Source organism: Winogradskya consettensis (assembly GCF_018332715.1).
Taxonomy (GTDB): domain Bacteria; phylum Actinomycetota; class Actinomycetes; order Mycobacteriales; family Micromonosporaceae; genus Actinoplanes; species Actinoplanes consettensis.
The window spans coordinates 76,789-93,176 of the sequence record NZ_BOQP01000012.1 but is presented as its reverse complement, the minus strand read 5'-3'; the positions used below and the strand labels follow the sequence as shown (position 1 = coordinate 93,176).

Annotated in this window: 16 protein-coding genes and 2 tRNA genes; 12 read left to right on the top strand and 6 right to left on the bottom strand. The window is 67.2% G+C overall.

All coding sequences use genetic code 11. The features are described from left to right. Positions 1–215 precede the first annotated feature (215 nt). Positions 216–782 carry a hypothetical protein gene (locus Aco04nite_RS14845; RefSeq protein WP_203837274.1) on the bottom strand — a complete coding sequence of 189 codons (567 nt, stop codon included), beginning with the start codon at positions 780–782 and terminating at the stop codon, positions 216–218. 646 nt (positions 783–1,428) lie between these two features. On the opposite strand from Aco04nite_RS14845, the gene gyrB reads away from it, so the two are divergent. The 10 genes from gyrB to Aco04nite_RS14795 all read left to right on the top strand — a co-directional run bounded on the left by gyrB (position 1,429) and on the right by Aco04nite_RS14795 (position 10,611). Further along, positions 1,429–3,381 carry a DNA topoisomerase (ATP-hydrolyzing) subunit B gene (gene gyrB / locus Aco04nite_RS14840; protein ID WP_203837273.1) on the top strand — a complete coding sequence of 651 codons (1,953 nt, stop codon included), beginning with the start codon at positions 1,429–1,431 and terminating at the stop codon, positions 3,379–3,381. A 138-nt stretch (positions 3,382–3,519) separates the two neighbouring features. Then, positions 3,520–6,030 carry a DNA gyrase subunit A gene (gyrA, locus tag Aco04nite_RS14835; protein ID WP_212997817.1) on the top strand — a complete coding sequence of 837 codons (2,511 nt, stop codon included), beginning with the start codon at positions 3,520–3,522 and terminating at the stop codon, positions 6,028–6,030. A 3-nt stretch (positions 6,031–6,033) separates the two neighbouring features. After that, positions 6,034–6,903, top strand: coding sequence for a DUF3566 domain-containing protein (locus Aco04nite_RS14830; protein ID WP_212997816.1), 870 nt, complete (start codon positions 6,034–6,036; stop codon positions 6,901–6,903). Positions 6,904–7,003: 100 nt separating this feature from the next. After that, positions 7,004–7,080: transfer RNA gene (locus tag Aco04nite_RS14825), tRNA-Ile, on the top strand. Positions 7,081–7,115: 35 nt separating this feature from the next. Then, positions 7,116–7,244, top strand: coding sequence for a DLW-39 family protein (locus tag Aco04nite_RS14820; RefSeq protein WP_212997815.1), 129 nt, complete (start codon positions 7,116–7,118; stop codon positions 7,242–7,244). A gap of 134 nt (positions 7,245–7,378) precedes the next feature. Further along, positions 7,379–7,451, top strand: a tRNA-Ala gene (locus Aco04nite_RS14815). 410 nt (positions 7,452–7,861) lie between these two features. Beyond that, positions 7,862–8,179 carry a hypothetical protein gene (locus Aco04nite_RS14810; RefSeq protein WP_212997814.1) on the top strand — a complete coding sequence of 106 codons (318 nt, stop codon included), beginning with the start codon at positions 7,862–7,864 and terminating at the stop codon, positions 8,177–8,179. Positions 8,180–8,215: 36 nt separating this feature from the next. After that, positions 8,216–8,767, top strand: coding sequence for a GNAT family N-acetyltransferase (locus tag Aco04nite_RS14805; protein WP_212997813.1), 552 nt, complete (start codon positions 8,216–8,218; stop codon positions 8,765–8,767). 93 nt (positions 8,768–8,860) lie between these two features. Further along, on the top strand, positions 8,861–10,147 hold the full coding sequence (locus Aco04nite_RS14800) for a class I SAM-dependent methyltransferase (protein ID WP_212997812.1): 1,287 nt from the start codon (positions 8,861–8,863) through the stop codon (positions 10,145–10,147). 65 nt (positions 10,148–10,212) lie between these two features. Further along, positions 10,213–10,611, top strand: a complete 399-nt coding sequence (locus tag Aco04nite_RS14795; protein WP_212997811.1) for an NUDIX domain-containing protein — start codon at positions 10,213–10,215, stop codon at positions 10,609–10,611. 57 nt (positions 10,612–10,668) lie between these two features. Here the strand turns inward: Aco04nite_RS14795 and Aco04nite_RS14790 are convergent, their stop codons facing one another. Continuing rightward, a complete protein-coding gene (locus Aco04nite_RS14790) occupies positions 10,669–11,421 on the bottom strand; it encodes a superantigen-like protein SSL4 (RefSeq protein WP_212997810.1) in 753 nt (250 codons plus the stop codon). A gap of 332 nt (positions 11,422–11,753) precedes the next feature. On the opposite strand from Aco04nite_RS14790, the gene Aco04nite_RS14785 reads away from it, so the two are divergent. Continuing rightward, a complete protein-coding gene (locus tag Aco04nite_RS14785; protein WP_438874918.1) occupies positions 11,754–12,302 on the top strand; it encodes a YbaK/EbsC family protein in 549 nt (182 codons plus the stop codon). A gap of 144 nt (positions 12,303–12,446) precedes the next feature. After that, positions 12,447–12,905: a GNAT family N-acetyltransferase gene (locus tag Aco04nite_RS14780; protein ID WP_244875999.1), complete on the top strand. Its 459-nt coding sequence runs from the start codon at positions 12,447–12,449 to the stop codon at positions 12,903–12,905. Between the two features lie 32 nt (positions 12,906–12,937). Here Aco04nite_RS14780 and Aco04nite_RS14775 read toward each other — a convergent pair whose 3' ends face one another. The 4 genes from Aco04nite_RS14775 to Aco04nite_RS14760 all read right to left on the bottom strand — a co-directional run bounded on the left by Aco04nite_RS14775 (position 12,938) and on the right by Aco04nite_RS14760 (position 16,285). After that, entirely contained in the window at positions 12,938–13,573 is a 636-nt protein-coding gene (locus tag Aco04nite_RS14775) for a DsbA family oxidoreductase (RefSeq protein WP_212997808.1), read from the bottom strand. Beyond that, the gene (locus Aco04nite_RS14770) at positions 13,570–14,028 is read right to left on the bottom strand and encodes a SufE family protein (protein ID WP_212997807.1); all 459 of its coding nucleotides are present in this window, start codon (positions 14,026–14,028) and stop codon (positions 13,570–13,572) included. Before Aco04nite_RS14770 ends, Aco04nite_RS14775 begins: the two co-directional genes overlap by 4 nt. A 9-nt stretch (positions 14,029–14,037) precedes the next feature. Beyond that, positions 14,038–14,439: a CBS domain-containing protein gene (locus tag Aco04nite_RS14765; protein ID WP_212997806.1), complete on the bottom strand. Its 402-nt coding sequence runs from the start codon at positions 14,437–14,439 to the stop codon at positions 14,038–14,040. 121 nt (positions 14,440–14,560) lie between these two features. Then, entirely contained in the window at positions 14,561–16,285 is a 1,725-nt protein-coding gene (locus Aco04nite_RS14760; RefSeq protein ID WP_212997805.1) for a proline--tRNA ligase, read from the bottom strand. Positions 16,286–16,388 lie beyond the last annotated feature (103 nt).

Genomic DNA, 16,388 nt, shown 5'->3' with positions numbered 1-16,388 from the left:
CCACGGCGCCAGGCCCCCGGCCTACGCCCCCGGGCCTACGCCCCGGCCCCCGGCCTATGCCCCACGGCTCCTGTTGGTGAGGAGCGAATTGCCGCGCTGATGAGTTCGGGCCCAAAATCGGCCAGGCGAAGCCGACGTCGATTTTGGGCCCGAACTCATCAGCTCCCAGCGGCGCATGAGCGATCGAACCCAATGACACAGCGCGATCGAACTAATTAATAGTCAGCAAATACTGCGTAGCCGCGGTCTGCGCAGCGGCGGTAGAAGCCGGACAGGATCGCCAGCTCGGTGCGGGCAAAGCTCCAGTGCGGAGCATTTCCCGCCTCGTCGCGCAGGGCGGTCAGGCGCTGGTCGAGCCAGCGCAGTTGCTGCTCGGCGAGCCGGCCGCCGGCGACGGCCTCGCGCATGACGGTGGCGACGCTGTCGAAGGTGACGAGGTCGCCGTAGGGCTGGTGGCCCTCGACGAAGCGCTCGACGCCGCCCGCGATCCAGGCGCAGCCGTCGGGGTCGATCACCGGGTCCTCGTCCTCAGCCGCGGCGTCAGTGGCGTAGAGCACACCCTCAAGCCCGAACAGAAGATCAACAAGCTCTGTGTACGCGGTGGCGCGCACCGTGCCGGTCTTGGCGATGTGCAGCGCCAGCGCAGCAGTGGGCGCGGCGATGTCCGGTGCGTCCGCGACGGCGCCGAAATCGACGAATTCCGCCGGCGCCACCGGGTCGTAGAACCGGTTTGTCCGTGGCCAGAGCACAGCCACGTTGTCCAGCCCCTTGTCGTGCGCCATGGGGCCCACCCTTCCTCGACCTGCCGGCTGTGACCGCCCGGAGGGAACCTACCCACCGGTTTGCGGGCCGTCCGGCCTTGCCCCCGGCCCGCGCGGGCGAGGTTACGACACTGCCGTACGCCTTCGCGAGGCAGTGTCGAGGACGACTGGCTGTCGTCAAGCAGTGTCGCAGCGCGTGGCGTTCGGCCGCGGCAGGCGCGCCCCGGCGGCCGCCTACCCGATGGTTCGCCGTTGCGGAGGGGCCGCAATCCGTGTAGGGGGACCCGTGGGAGCGGCCCTTCTCCGCGCTACGGCAATCTGAGGTGCCCGCGCGAGGGTGCCGGACCCCCGATAACTCGCCCCGACGGAGTAGAATCGACGGAGACCGGGAAAGTCACTCCCGTGTCGGAGCTTCCATGTCGATAAACCCGGCGTCTATGTCGGTGAACCCGGCTCGGGCAACCTTCGTCACGCTATGCGATTTTCCCAGCCGATCACGATCCGCGGGACGTCCGCGGCGACCGGCGCGCTCGGCTCCACCGGTGGTCCGCCTGCTCTTCGCGGCTCGCTCGACTGTGGCAGGCCCTGCCCGCCGGCTCTCCGCCGGCCGCTCCGCCAACCCCGTGACCGGGCCCTTCAGGGGACCGGTGCGAGAAAGTGGCCGAGGGTGGCAGAGAACAAGCAGGAATACGGTGCCGGTTCCATCACCGTGCTCGAGGGTCTCGAGGCGGTCCGCAAGCGCCCCGGTATGTACATCGGATCGACGGGCGAGCGTGGCCTGCACCACTTGGTCTGGGAAGTCGTCGACAACGCCGTCGACGAGGCGCTCGCGGGCTACTGCGACACCATCGACGTGCGGCTGCTGGCCGACGGTGGTGTCTCGGTCACCGACAACGGCCGCGGTTTCCCGGTCGACCTGCACCCGAAGCTGAAGAAGCCCGGTGTCGAGGTCGCGCTGACCGTCCTGCACGCCGGTGGCAAGTTCGACGGCAAGGCGTATGCCGTCTCCGGTGGTCTGCACGGTGTCGGTGTCTCCGTGGTCAACGCGCTGTCCACGAAGATGTTCCTGGAGATCAACAAGTCGGGCAACGTCTACCGGCAGCACTACACCGCGTCCAAGCCGGGCCCGCTGGAGAAGGGCGAGGCGACCGACAAGACCGGTTCGATGGTGCAGTTCTGGCCCGATCCGACGATCTTCGAGACCATCGAGTTCGACTGGCAGACGATCTACCGCCGCATCCAGGAATACGCGTTCCTCAACAAGCGCCTGACGATCCACCTGGCCGACGAGCGCACCGACCACCTGGACGAGAACGGCAAGGGCCGCGAGGTCACCTTCATGTACGAGAACGGCATCGCCGACTTCGTACGCCACCTGAACGCCACCAAGACCCCGATCCACAAGTCCGTGATCGAGTTCGAGGCCGAGGCGAACGACGAGGGCATGGCCCTCGAGATCGCCATGCAGTGGAACGAGTCGTACGGCGAGTCGGTCTACACGTTCGCCAACACGATCAACACCCACGAGGGTGGCACCCACGAGGAGGGCTTCCGCGCCGCGCTGACGAGCATCGTCAACCGCTACGGCGTGGAGAAGAAGTTCCTCAAGGGTGACGAGAAGCTCTCCGGCGAGGACATCCGCGAGGGTCTCGCCGCGATCATCTCGGTGAAGCTGGCGAACCCGCAGTTCGAGGGTCAGACGAAGACGAAGCTCGGCAACACCGACATGAAGAGCTTCGTGCAGAAGATCGCCAACGAGCGGATCGCCGACTGGTTCGACCGCAACCCGGCCGACGCGAAGCAGATCATCACCAAGGCCTCACAGGCGGCCCGCGCGCGGATCGCCGCCCAGCAGGCCCGCAAGCTGGCCCGGCGCAAGTCGCTGCTCGAGTCCGGCTCGATGCCGGGCAAGCTGGCCGACTGCCAGTCGACCGACCCGCGGGTGTCGGAGCTGTTCATCGTCGAGGGCGACTCGGCCGGCGGCTCGGCCAAGCAGGGCCGCGACAGCCAGATCCAGGCGATCCTGCCGATCCGCGGCAAGATCCTCAACGTGGAGAAGGCCCGGATCGACCGGGTGCTGAAGAACAACGAGGTCCAGGCGCTGATCACCGCGCTGGGCACCGGCATCCACGAGGAATTCGACGTCGCCAAGCTGCGCTACCACAAGGTCGTGCTGATGGCGGACGCCGACGTCGACGGCCAGCACATCCAGACGCTGCTGCTGACCCTGCTGTTCCGTTTCATGCGGCCGCTGGTCGAGCTGGGGCACGTCTACCTGGCCGCCCCGCCGCTCTACAAGATCAAGTGGAACAAGCGCGGGGACGACGCCCAGTACGCATACTCCGACGCCGAACGCGACGGACTGATCGCCCTGCGTCAGCAGAAGAAGGCGAACGCCAAGCCGGACGACATCCAGCGGTTCAAGGGTCTCGGCGAGATGAACTTCCACGAGCTGTGGGACACGACGATGGACCCGTCGACCCGCACGCTGCGTCAGGTGACTCTCGACGACGCTGCAACGGCGGACGAGTTGTTCAGCGTCCTTATGGGTGAGGACGTCGAAGCCCGCCGCTCATTCATCCAGCGCAACGCCAAGGATGTTCGCTTCCTGGACATCTGATCCTGGAGTGAGCGGCGTCTCACGACGTCGCTCACCTCGGGTTATGCACAGCGTTTCACTGATTTCCACAGCGTTATCCACAGCGAGATGCGTGTTTCAAGCCCGTTTGTCGGGTTTGACCGTGAGTAAGGGTTAACTGTGACGGATACTCCCGAGAACCCCGCCGAGGAACCACAGGACGTCGTCGGCGGCGGTGTCGGCCAGCGGGTCGAGCCGGTCGGCCTCGAGGTCGAGATGCAGCGCTCGTACCTCGACTACGCCATGAGCGTGATCGTCGGGCGCGCGTTGCCGGACGTCCGCGACGGACTCAAACCGGTGCACCGCAAGATCCTGTTCGCGATGTACGACTCGGGCTTCCGCCCGGACCGCGGCTACGTCAAGTGTGCGCGTGTCGTCGGCGACGTGATGGGCAACTACCACCCGCACGGTGACTCGTCGATCTACGACGCGCTCGTCCGGATGGGGCAGCCCTGGTCGCTGCGCTACCCGCTGATCGACGGCAACGGCAACTTCGGCTCGGCGGGTAACGACCCGCCGGCCGCCATGCGGTACACCGAGTCGAAGCTCTCGCCGCTCGCCATGGAGATGCTGCGGGACATCGACGAGGACACCGTCGACATGCAGGACAACTACGACGGCCGGGCCAAGGAGCCCACGATCCTGCCGGCGCGGTTCCCCAACCTGCTCGTCAACGGTTCCGAGGGCATCGCGGTCGGCATGGCCACCAAGATCCCGCCGCACAACCTGCGCGAGATCGCCGCGGCCGTGCAGTGGCGCCTCGACAACCCCGAGACCGACGAGGCCACGACGCTCGAAGCGCTGCTGGAGATCGTCAAGGGTCCCGACTTCCCGACCAAGGGCCTGATCGTCGGTCAGCAGGCGATTCAGGACGCCTACCGCACGGGTCGCGGTTCGATCCGGATGCGCGCGGTGGTCGAGGTCGAGGAGGACGCCCGGGGCCGGCCGTGCCTGGTCGTCACCGAGCTGCCCTACCAGGTCAACCCGGACAACCTCGCCGAGCGGGTCGCCGAGCTGGTCAAGGAGGGCAAGCTCACCGGGATCGCGGACATCCGAGACGAGTCGTCCGGGCGTACGGGCATGCGGTTGATCCTGGTCCTGAAGCGCGACGCGGTCGCCAAGGTGGTCCTCAACAACCTCTACAAGCACACCCAGCTGCAGGAGACGTTCGGCGCCAACATGCTGGCGCTGGTCGACGGGGTGCCGCGCACGCTCAACCTCGCGCAGTTCATCACGTACTACGTCGACCACCAGATCGAGGTCATTCGCCGGCGGACCGCATACCGCCTGCGCAAGGCCGAGGAGCGCGCGCACATCCTGCGCGGCCTGGTCAAGGCGCTGGACATGCTCGACGAGGTCATCGCCCTGATCCGGCGCTCGCCGACGGTCGACGACTCGCGCCAGGGCCTGATGCAGCTGCTCGAGGTCGACGAGATCCAGGCCAACGCGATCCTGGACATGCAGCTGCGCCGGCTGGCCGCTCTCGAGCGTCAGAAGATCGTCGACGAGCTCGGCCGCATCGAGATCGAGATCGCGGATCTCCAGGACATCCTCGCCAAGCCGGAGCGGCAGCGGGCGATCGTCTCCGAGGAGCTCGCCGAGATCGTCAGCCGGTTCGGCGACGACCGGAAGACCCAGATCATCCCGTTCGACGGCGAGGTCTCGATGGAAGACCTCATCGCGCGCGAGGACGTTGTGGTGACGATCACACGGACCGGTTATGCCAAGCGTACGAAGGTCGACCTCTACCGGTCGCAGAAGCGCGGCGGCAAGGGCGTGAGCGGCGCAACCCTGCGCCAGGACGACATCGTCAGCCACTTCTTCGTCATCTCGACGCACTCCTGGATCCTGTTCTTCACGAACAAGGGCCGGGTATACCGGGCGAAGGCGTACGAACTGCCCGAAGCCAACCGGACGGCGAAGGGTCAGCACGTCGCCAACCTGCTCGCCTTCCTTCCGGACGAGCACATCGCGCAGATCATCCAGATCCCGAACTACCAGGTCGAGCCGTACCTTGTGCTCGCCACCAAGAATGGCCTCGTGAAGAAGACCCGACTCGAGGAATTTGACTCCAACCGCAGCGGTGGCATCATCGCCGTGAACCTGCGGGAGGATGACGAGTTGGTGGGCGCTGCACTGGCGGCACCGGAGAACGATCTTCTCCTGGTGTCCAAGAAAGCCCAGGCCATCCGCTTCAACGCGACCGACGAAGCGCTGCGGCCGATGGGACGGGCAACGTCCGGTGTTATCGGCATGCGCTTCGGCGACAACGACGAGCTACTCGCGATGGAGGTGGTTCGTGATGGCATGGACGTTTTGGTCGCCACCAATGGCGGGTATGCCAAGCGGACGCCGATCGAGGAGTATCCCGTGCAGGGACGGGGCGGCAAGGGCGTGCTGACCGCCAAGATCACAGAGCGTCGTGGTGGTCTGGTCGGAGCGCTCGTGATCGATCCTGAGGATGAATTGTTTGCCATCACCAGCAATGGTGGTGTCATCCGGACTCCCGTGAAGCCTGTACGGCGCACACGGGATCGGAACACAATGGGGGTCAAGCTGATGGACCTCCCAGAAGGTGTAACCATCGTGGCGCTTGCTCGCAATGCCGACGAGCCTGACGAACAGGACTAGTTGATGCCGGAGACACAGGCGAAGTCGGGGGGTCCGGGGTCCTCGGCGACACCCGGCGATGCGGAGCCGAAGAAAGACGGCGCCGCATCGAGCGGGCGCGCGACGGTCCCCGCGGACCCTTCGTCCACGCCGAAGTTCACTCGCGCCCCGGGGATGCCCCCGCCGCCGGGTGAACCTGCCGCCGACAGCGAAAGCCCGGCCGATGGCAAACGGCCGGGCGGCCCTGCGGGTGCGAAAGGATCGGCTTCTGTGCCGATCGTCACCAAGGGCAAGAGCGGTGGCACCGGAGCGCAGGGCACCCAGCCCGGACGCGCGTCGGTAACCCCACCCCCCGCCCAGCCCGCAACGGCCCCCCAGCGACCCGGAGAGGCCCCCAAACGCCCCTCCGGCGCGGCAACGGTCAGCGCCGGCGGTGGCGCTGGTGCCGTGGGCGCCGCTCGGGTGTCCGAGGCTGTCCGCTCGGCCCGCTCGACGGTCTCCTCGGCCGCCGCGCGCGGTCCGCGCCGGGCCCGCCTGAACCTCAAACGGATCGACCCCTGGTCCGTCATGAAGTTCGCCTTCGCCGTCTCCGTCGTCCTGTTCATCGTCGTGGTCGTGGCCACCTCGGTGCTCTACCTGGCCCTCGACGCCATGGGCGTCTGGGGTGAGGTCAACACCAGCCTCGAGTCCCTCGTGAACGCCAGCGGCGGCACCGACGCGGCAGCCGGCGGCGGCTTCCGCATCACCGCCTGGGGCGTCATCGGCACCTCGATGCTCATCGGCGCGGTCAACGTGGTCCTCTTCACCGCACTGGCCACGCTCGGCGCGTTCATCTACAACGTCTGCGCCGACCTGGTCGGCGGCGTCGAGCTCACGCTCGCCGAGCGCGACTAAAACAGCAGGTCAAACGGGTAGCGGTCGCCGCCTTCGCGCGGCGGCCGCCCCCGATTTGGGTGCGGCCAGGCGGTTACGGTAATCTTCGTATCGCTGTTGAGGGGCTATAGCTCAGTCGGTTAGAGCGCAGAGCTGATAACTCTGAGGTCGATGGTTCGATTCCATCTAGCCCCACCACACAGTCCTCCACCGCAAAGCCAAGGGGACCGGCAATGCTGAAGAAGCTCCTGATCGTCGCCGGCATCATCGGCGCGACGGCACTGGTCGTCAAGAAGGTCAAGGCCTCCAGCGACGAGAGAGCCCTCTGGCACGAAGCCACCACGGCACCCGACCTGCGATAAGACCGCAGCGGTCAGGCCTACCCGCCAGGCCTACCTGCCAGACCAGCCCATCGGGTCGGCGAGGCGAGGGTGATGAGGTTGGCGCAGTCAGGACGAGGCCGGATGGTCTTCACTGACGAGAGCAGCACAAACTAGGGGCCCTAGCTCAATTGGCAGAGCACCGCCTTTGCAAGGCGGGGGTTAGGAGTTCGATTCTCCTGGGCTCCACGAGAAAATCTGGCATCCCTCTACCCGCTGATGGCGCGGGTGGGGGGATTTTCTCGTTATGTCTGCTACCGGGGGCCGAGCCCCCGGACGCCCCCATGGTGCGGGGGTTGCGCTCACCGTTTCGGTTGCGCTTGCGTCTGGTGGGTTGCACTTGCCGTTCCGGTTGCGTTTGCGCTTGGTGGGTTGCACTTGCCGTCTTGATTGCGTCTGCGCCTGGTGGGTTGTGCCTGTCGTCTTGGTTGCGTCTGCGGCTGGTGGGGTGGGTTTGGGTGGGTGGGTTTGGCGCGTTGGAAGTGCGCGTGTTTGGTCTGCGCGGGTTGGGTGTCCTTGCGTTGCGTCAGGGATGACGGGCATCACACTTGCTGATCCGTCGGCTTCCTGTCGGGGCCGAGCGACTAGCTCAGACATCTGTGGTTCTACGTCGCGCTCACCGGCCCGCCGGCCCAGCACGACAGCGGGCGGACCAGCCCGTTCCTTACCTGGCACGGTCACTGATCGGCATCGCCTACTACAAGGACATCGCGCTTGGCGTGCTGAACTTTCGCTCTGACTGGATCGACTACTACTACCGGGACGTCGGCGCACAGAAGCGCATCCTGTCCGACGCGTTCGCGGGCCATGGGGAATGGTGCGTACCCGCCGGTCCCGGCGGCGACCTTCTCATGCCCGCTGTCCACCAGGCGCTGGACGAACGCAACGAACGGCTGCGTGCCATGAGCCGAGGATGAACCCGCTGCTGGGGTCGGGGCTCGTAGGGTGTGGGGATGTTTTTTGTTGATCTGGGGGGTGGGGGCGAGCTTCGGCCCCTGGAGCCCTGGCAGGCCGCGGAGTTCCTCGCTCATATGGATCGGGCCCGAGAGAGCGTTGATCCGTGGATTCCATGGGCCTCGCTGAGCCACGATCTCGAGTCGGCGACGGCGCGGTTGCAGCGGTATGCGGATCTGGCTGCCCGGGATGCCGGGCGGCTGTACGGGATCTGGCTCGACGGGGTGCTGGTGGGCGGGACGATGTTTGTGTCGTTCGATGTGGCCACCGGGGTTTGTGAGGTCGGGTGCTGGATCGAGCCTGCGGGCAGTGGGCGAGGGCTGGTGACCAGGGCTGTGCGGGCGTTGATCGAGTGGGCGTTCGTGGAGCGGGGGATGTATCGCGTGGAGTGGCACTGCCGGCCCGACAACACGGCGAGCAGTGCGGTGGCTCGGCGGGTGGGGATGACCCTGGACGGTGTTATCAGGCAGAACTACCCGTATCGCGGTGTTCGGTACGACAGCGAAGTTTGGTCGGTTCTGGCTCCTGAGTGGAAGTCGGGGCCGATCTGAGGCGAGTCCTCGATCACAAAGCGGGATTCAGGTCTTCTGCAGAGAAGGTTGCCGGGTGGATATTTAGCAGGTCTAACCATTCGGGGAGGTGCGATGTCTACTTCCACCGCGACCAAGCTTCTTGGCCTGCTAGAGAGCCTGCTGCAGGCCCCGCTACCCGTCCGGCTCCGTGCCTGGGACGGCTCCGAGGCGGGACCACCAGAGGCACCGGTTCTGATCGTCCGGCACCGTCGGGCATTGCGTCGATTGATGTGGCAGCCCAACGAACTCGGGCTCGCCCGGGCGTACGTGTCGGGGGATCTTGATGTAGAGGGTGACCTCTATGACGTGCTTCACCGGCTTGCGGCCCTGATCTGGGGGTCCGCGCCGGAGCCGCGATCCCTGCCGAAGGCCGAGGTCGCCGCTGACCTGTTGCGCCTGGGAATTGTCGGGCCTCAGCCCAAGCCACCCGCCGAAGAGATCGCGATGCAGGGCACCCGGCACAGCAAGCGCCGCGACCGGCAGGCGATCAGCCACCACTACGACGTCGGCAACGACTTCTACGAGATCGTGCTGGGCGAGAGCATGGTCTACTCCTGCGCCTACTGGACGAGCGATTCGCCCGACTACGGCCTGGCCGATGCGCAGCGCGACAAACTCGACCTGATCTGTCGCAAGCTCGAGCTCAAACCAGGGATGCGGCTGTTGGACGTCGGCTGCGGCTGGGGAAGCCTCGCCCTGCACGCGGCCCGGGAGTACGGCGTTGACGTGGTCGGTGTCACCCTCTCGACCGAGCAGGCCGAATACGCCCGCAAACAGATCGCCGAAGCAGGATTGACCGCTCACGTCGAGATCCGGGTCCAGGACTACCGCGACATCGAGGACGGACCTTTCGATGCCATCTCCAGCGTGGGGATGGCCGAGCATGTCGGAACCGGACCGTACGCGGAGTACGCCGCGATCCTCTACCGGCTGCTCAAGTCCGGCGGGCGGCTGCTCAACCACCAGATCGCCGCCCTGCACCCGGATCCGGAGCCGGCATCGGGGCGCAAACAGCGAAGCTTCATCGACGCGTACGTTTTCCCTGATGGCGAGCTCGCACCGGTAGGCACCACGGTCAGCCTTCTGGAGAACGCCGGTTTTGAGGTACGCGATCTGCAGGCACTTCGCGAGCACTATGCCCGAACCCTGCGCGCATGGGTCGCGAACCTCGAAGCCGAATGGTCCACGGCAGTGAGCTTGACCACGCCTGGACGGGCGCGGGTGTGGCGGCTCTACATGGCAGCCTCGGCGATCGCGTTCGAGCAGGGCCACATCGGCGTGAACCAAGTTTTGTGTGTCAAGTCACTCCGAGACGGCACAAGTGGCATGGCGCCCACGAGAGCGGGATGGCTGGCATGATTTCTTCGCGTCTGCGTACCCGTTCCGTTACGCACCGGCCCGGTTGACGTGAGTAGCCTTCACTCGTGAGTGGACGGAAACGTGCCGCTGCCATCATCGTGCGGGACCGGCGGGTGTTGATGGTGCATGAGCGGAGCCGGCGTGAAGGACTTCGGGAGTGGTGGACACTTCCCGGAGGTGGGATCGATCCGGGCGAGACGGCTGAGGACGCCGTGCGCCGGGAAGTACTGGAGGAGGTAGGTCTGGTCGTCAAAGAGGCCAGATATTTGCAGGACGTGCCGTACCCATCGGGAATGACCTCGATCTTCGCCTGCACCGTCGGCGACGGCGAACCGGAACTCGGCCCGCACATCGACGGCCCGGAACCGATCGGCCTGCAATGGGTGCCGCTGCCCGACGTGCAACCGAGCGACAGCGGCCTGCTACCTGTGCCCCCGATGATCGTCGCGCTTCCACTGGACTGAGCTCGGCCGGGTCGGCGTTGCCGCGTCCGACCCGGCTGCTCGGGTGACCGCTACGGGTCAGACCGGCTCGGCGGGGGCTTCCTGGCGGTGCGGTACGGCTTGGGCCTGGGGCGCGGCGTCGTGCGGGCGCAGATCGGGGACGTCCGGCTTCGGCGGGATATCGTGCGCGCGTTCCGTGCTTGGCGTGGTGTCGCGCGTGCGCGGATCCCTGATGGCGACCGGCCGTGGCGTGGTGTCGCGCGCGTGCGGATCCCTGATGGCGACCGGTGGTGGAGTGGGGTCGTGCCGGCGTGAGTCGGTGGCGTCCGCGCGTGGGTCTGTGACGTTCGGGTTCCGGGCTGGGTCCGGGTGCGTTGTTGTCGCTGGATCAGTCGTTTCCGCTGGAGCTTTGGTGGGCGGGGTGGCTGAGTCGGTGGTGGCTGGGTCGGATGGGTCCGAGATGGTTCGGTAGCGCTCGGCGACGAAGTAGGCGCAGCTGAGGGCGTACCCGAGAGTGAGCAGGAGACCGACGGCTCGGACCGTTGTCGGGGCGACGGCCAGGAGGGTCGCGCTCAGCGCACCACCCGCCCAGCTCGCGAGCAGGACGGTGTTGACCGTGTCCTGCGGCGCCCAGCCATCAACATTGCGCCGACGGGCCTGCCGTTGGAGTTCGGTGAGAAGGGCGTGGCCCATGCCGACAGCGAGCATGCCGAGCAGCACGGTGGCGAAGACGGAATGCGCACCACCGGCGACGGCGGCCACTGCTGTGCCGCCGGCCAGCAGGGCGAGGCCACTTACGGTCCCGACCCGGGCGCTACGTCTCTCCTTCACATCCAGTGACAGTCGGCAAGATCTGGCCGGGTCTTAGGCCGGTGCGGGCTGTTCCCGGTCGGCGGGACGGGGTTGCGGCAGCCGATCCCAGGCGGCAGTCGATCCCAGGCGGCCGCCGGCGCGGTGGAGTCGGCTGAGGCAGTGAGATCGGCGGGCTGGGTGAGGTGTGCTGGGTGAGGTGTGCTGGGTGAGGTGTGCTGGGTCGGCCATGCTCGGGTGGGGGCCGCCGGGTGGTGGGACGCGGTTAGCCGGGCGGGGTGATGTGTGGGCCGCGTGGGGTGGGGTGACTCCGGTGGCTTGTGGGGGCTGGGCGGGGGAGGATGGCGGGCGTGATCGGATCACTGAAACTTGAGCCTGCGATTTCTCGGCTTGACCTGCTTGGGCCGCCTGTGGCTGCGGCTTTGGAGGTCTGGCCGGTTGATGCGCCCATCGACGGCGATCAGGTGCTGGTTGCGCCGATCGATGCCTCGCTGGCTGATACCGCGGCGTTCTGTGAGGCGTACGGGGTGACGCTGGAGGAGTCCGCCAACTGCGTGATCGTTGCCGGGCGACGCGGGGAGGTCACCCGGTATGCGGCCTGTGTCGTGCTGGCGACCACGCGGGCCGATGTCAACGGGATCGTGCGGCGGCATCTGGATGCGCGGAAGGCGAGTTTTGCGCCGATGGACGACGCGGTGCAGTTGACCGGGATGGAGTACGGCGGTATTACTCCGATCGGGCTGCCGAAAGACTGGCCGGTGCTCGTCGACTCGCGGGTTGTGGCGATGCCGCACGTGATCATCGGGTCGGGGGTTCGGCACAGCAAGATCTCCATCGCGGGGCCGGCCCTGGGGGCGTTGCCCGGCGCTGAGGTGATCGAGGGCCTCGCGCGGGAGGCCTGAGTTCCGGGTGGGGACGGCTTAAATCGCTGGACGCGATGGGGCCGGCTTGGTTCGCTGCGGAGTGTGCAAATTCGAGAGTTGCGGGTTGCTGAGCTTGAGTTGATTCGGGCGATTGAGGTTCGGGCTGGGACGCTGTTTCATGCGGTGGGGAAGTCGGACATCGCGGAGCATCCGGTGCCGGCTGCTGAGGAGTTGGCCCGGTTCGTGCGCTCCGAGATGAGCTGGGTGGCCGTCGGGGACGATGATGCGCCGGTGGGGTTTGTGCTCGTTGACGTCGTGGACGGGCTCGCGCATGTCGAGCAGGTCAGCATTGATCCTCCGTACGCCCGCCGCGGCATCGGCAGCGCCCTGATCGATCACGTCGGCTCCTGGGCGGCCGGTCGCGGTATGGAGGCGTTGACCCTGACGACGTTTCGGGACGTGCCGTGGAACGGGCCGTACTACGCCCGGCTCGGGTTCAAGGAGCTGGGTGATGCCGAGCGGGGGCCCGAGCTGACCGAGTTGATGGCCGACGAGGCGCGGCATGGGCTGGACCCCGCCGAGCGGGTGGCGATGCGACGGGAAGTGGCCGGCGATCGCCCCGCTGCCAGACTCGAAGCCTAAAAATCAGGGTCGATGTTGTTTCACGTGAAACGTCACAAGGGAGCAAAACCGCGCCGGGCGATCTCTTCCAGCGCTGAGCGCAGGACCGAGCTTTCCTGCGCGCCCTGAATGGCGAACTTACGGTCGACGACGAGGTTCGGCACGCTGGTGATGTCGAGTTCGCGTGCCTCGGCGAGGTCGGCGTTGACCGCGTCGGTGCCGGCCGGGGACTCGAGGTAGGCCAGGGCCGCCTCTTCGTCGAGGCCGATCGCGCCGGCGAGCCGGGCCAGCTCGTGGTGGGAGCCCAGGTCGATGCCGTGCTCGAAGTGGGCCTGTTGCAGGGTGTCGATCATCATGAGCTGGAGGTCCTGGGTGGCTGCCCAGGCGACCAGGCGGTGGGCGTCGAACGTGTTGGCCAGGATTGCCCGGTCGAAGTTGATGGTCAGACCTTCGGCGGCGGCGATTGCGGTGACGCCGGTGAACATCTGGTCGGCGCGTTCAGGATTGCCCAGTTTTTCAGCCATGGCCTGCTTGATCGGGATCGGCTGCGGCACCGGTGACGGGTCGAGCTGGAAAGCCCGGAAGGTCAGGGTCACGTCGCTGGGGAACTCGTGCAGGACCGATTCCAGACGATGCTTGCCCAGGTAGCACCAGGGGCAGACGAGATCGGACCAGACCTCGATATTCACGAGGCCGAAACCGGGGCGTCGGCTGAGGGAGGGAGCTGCTCGCGGATCTGGCGCTTGAGTCGTCCCAGGATTGCCGTGCCACCGCGGATGCGCAGGGGGCTGATCGCCGTGGCGAGGCCCATCCGCGTGTACAGGTCGTCGGGGACAGCGAGGATCGCCGCGGTGGACGCCCCCGCCAGGCCTTCCGCGAGAATGCCGGCGAAGGCCCGGGTGGTCGGGGCCTCGGGTGGGCAGTCGAACCAGGTCTGGACCGTGTCGTCGGCCCGGACCTCGGCGCGCAGGAAGAACTGGGTCTGGCACTCCGGGACCTGCTCCATGCCTTCGTGACCGCTGAGCTCGGCGGGCAGGGGCGGGACCTCGTCGGAGAACTCGATCAGCATCTCGAGGACGAGCTCGCGCGGGGCGGAGACGAACTCGTCGACGATCTCGGCCAGTTTCGGGGGCATGTCGCTCACGGTCGAACCCTACGTCGCGGTGGTCGGGGCAGCGGTTGTCAGGAGGGCCACATCGCTGAGGCTGAGGATGCCGACAACCTTGCGGTCGGCGTCGCAGACCAGCAGGCGGCGGACGTTGCGCTCGCGCATGGCGGTGACCGCGTCCTCCACGGTGGCCGACTGCTCCACCATGATGAGCTCGTGGGACGCGATCGTCGCCAGAGTGGTGGCCTTGGGCGGGAGACCCTCGGCGATCGCGCGCACGACGATGTCGCGATCGGTGACCAGGCCGGCGATCGTGGGGCCGTTGGTCACCACGACATCGCCGATGCTCTGGTCGCGCATGGCCTGCGCCGCTTCGTCGAGGGTCGTGTCGCCCGGCAGGTAGACCACCCGCCTGGTCATCACGTCGGACACCACCGCTCTCGCCATGGGTGCTCCTCCCCGTGATCCCTGCCGCCCGACAGGTGACCGCTGCCGCCCGATAGTTGAGCGGGTTCTCGACCGTCTCACCGATTACACCCCGTACGTCCGGTTGTGGAACAACCCCGGATTACCCGGCCAGCGTTTGCGCAACCTCCGTCAGTGGCACGTCGCGGCGTTCACCCGTTCGGCGGTCGCGCACTTCCACCCAGCCCTCGGCGAATCGGCGCCCGACGACCACGATGCGGCGGATGCCGATCAGCTCGCTGTCGGTGAACTTGACTCCGGCGGAGAGCTGCGGGCGGTCGTCGACCAGGACCCGCAGGCCGTGGGTCTCGAGGTCGGTTGCCAGGTGCAGTGCCGCCTCGATCTGGCCGTCCTTGCCGGCGCCGATGACGTGCACGTCGGCGGGAGCCACCGCGTCGGGCCAGAGGATGCCGCGCTCGTCGTGGTGCTGCTCGGCGATCGCCGCGACGGCCCTTGAGACGCCGATGCCGTAGGAACCCATCGTGGGCCGGACCGGTTTGCCGTTGGCACCGAGGACGTCGACCTTGAATGCGTCGGTGTATTTGCGCCCCAGCTGGAAGATGTGCGCGAGCTCGATGCCGCGCCGGATCGTGAGCTCGCCCTCGCCGCACTGCGCACAGGGGTCGCCCGCGCGGACCTCGGCGGCCTCGATGGTGCCGTCGGGGGTGAAGTCACGGCCGGCGACCACCGAGGTGGCATGGCGGCCCGCCTCGTTGGCCCCGGTCAGCCAGGCGGTGCCGGGTGCCACGCGGGGGTCGGCGAGGTAGCGGACGGCCAGGCTCTGCGGGCCGATGTAGCCGCGGACCAGGTCGGGCCGGGCCGTGAAGTCGTCGAACATGGTCGCGGTGGCCGGGGCGAGCGACGCGTCGAGGCGTTTGAGGTCGACCTCGCGATCGCCGGGCACGCCGATGACCAGCAGCTCGTTGTCCTTGCCGGGATGGTGCACGGTAACGACGACGTTCTTGAGGGTGTCGGCGGCGGTCCAGTCGGTGCGGCCTTCGAGCGCACGGGAGTTGGCGAGCTCTACGAGCGACGCGATCGTGGGCGTCGCGGGGGTGTCGTGCACGGTGAGCGGCCCATGCGTGCGGCCGTCGCTGCTCGGCACGGGTGTGACGACCGCTTCGGTGTTGGCCGCGTAGTCGCACTTCGTGCAGCCGACGAACGTGTCCTCGCCGACCTCGGCCGCGGCCAGGAACTCCTCGGACGCGGAGCCACCCATGGCTCCGGACATGGCGGCCACGATGGTGTGCTCCAGGCCGAGCCGTTCGAAAATCTTCTGGTACGCCACGCGGTGCCTGTCGTAGGCCTCGGCGAGCCCCTCGTCGGTGAGGTCGAACGAGTAGGAGTCTTTCATCAGGAACTCGCGACCCCGCAGCAGCCCGGCACGGGGACGGGCCTCGTCGCGATACTTCGTCTGCACCTGGAACAGGACCAGCGGATAGTCCCGGTATGAGCTCGTCATGTCCTGCACGAGCAGGGCGAACAGCTCCTCGTGCGTGGGGGCGAGCAGGAAATCCGAGCCGCGGCGGTCCTTCAGCTTGAACAGGTCGTCGCCATACTCCGACCAGCGGCCGCTGATGTCGTAGACCTCACGGGGGAGCAGCGCGGGAAACGCGACCTCCTGGCCGCCGATCGCGGCCATCTCCTCGCGGACGATCTGCGTCACGCGGTCGAGCACCAGCTTGCCGAGCGGCAGCCACGTATATCCGCCCGGTGCCGCGCGACGGATGTAACCGGCCCTCAGCAGCAGCCGATGACTCGGCACCTCCGCCTCGGCCGGCTCCTCGCGCAGGGTTCTGAGCAGCATCGTGGACATTCGCATCGCCATGCCCCAGAAGAGTAGAGACCCTCACCGACGGAAACACCCGGTTATCCACAGGGCGCTCAGTGTCGCCATCGTCACGCTCCCCATGACGGCCGTACGGTGCAAA

Coding starts and splice junctions, on each gene's coding strand:
- Aco04nite_RS14845 (WP_203837274.1), bottom strand. CDS start 782: ATGGCGCACGACAAGGGGCTGGACAACGTGGCTGTGCTCTGGCCACGG.
- Aco04nite_RS14830 (WP_212997816.1), top strand. CDS start 6,034: ATGCCGGAGACACAGGCGAAGTCGGGGGGTCCGGGGTCCTCGGCGACA.
- Aco04nite_RS14820 (WP_212997815.1), top strand. CDS start 7,116: ATGCTGAAGAAGCTCCTGATCGTCGCCGGCATCATCGGCGCGACGGCA.
- Aco04nite_RS14805 (WP_212997813.1), top strand. CDS start 8,216: ATGTTTTTTGTTGATCTGGGGGGTGGGGGCGAGCTTCGGCCCCTGGAG.
- Aco04nite_RS14800 (WP_212997812.1), top strand. CDS start 8,861: ATGTCTACTTCCACCGCGACCAAGCTTCTTGGCCTGCTAGAGAGCCTG.
- Aco04nite_RS14765 (WP_212997806.1), bottom strand. CDS start 14,439: ATGGCGAGAGCGGTGGTGTCCGACGTGATGACCAGGCGGGTGGTCTAC.
- Aco04nite_RS14760 (WP_212997805.1), bottom strand. CDS start 16,285: ATGGCGATGCGAATGTCCACGATGCTGCTCAGAACCCTGCGCGAGGAG.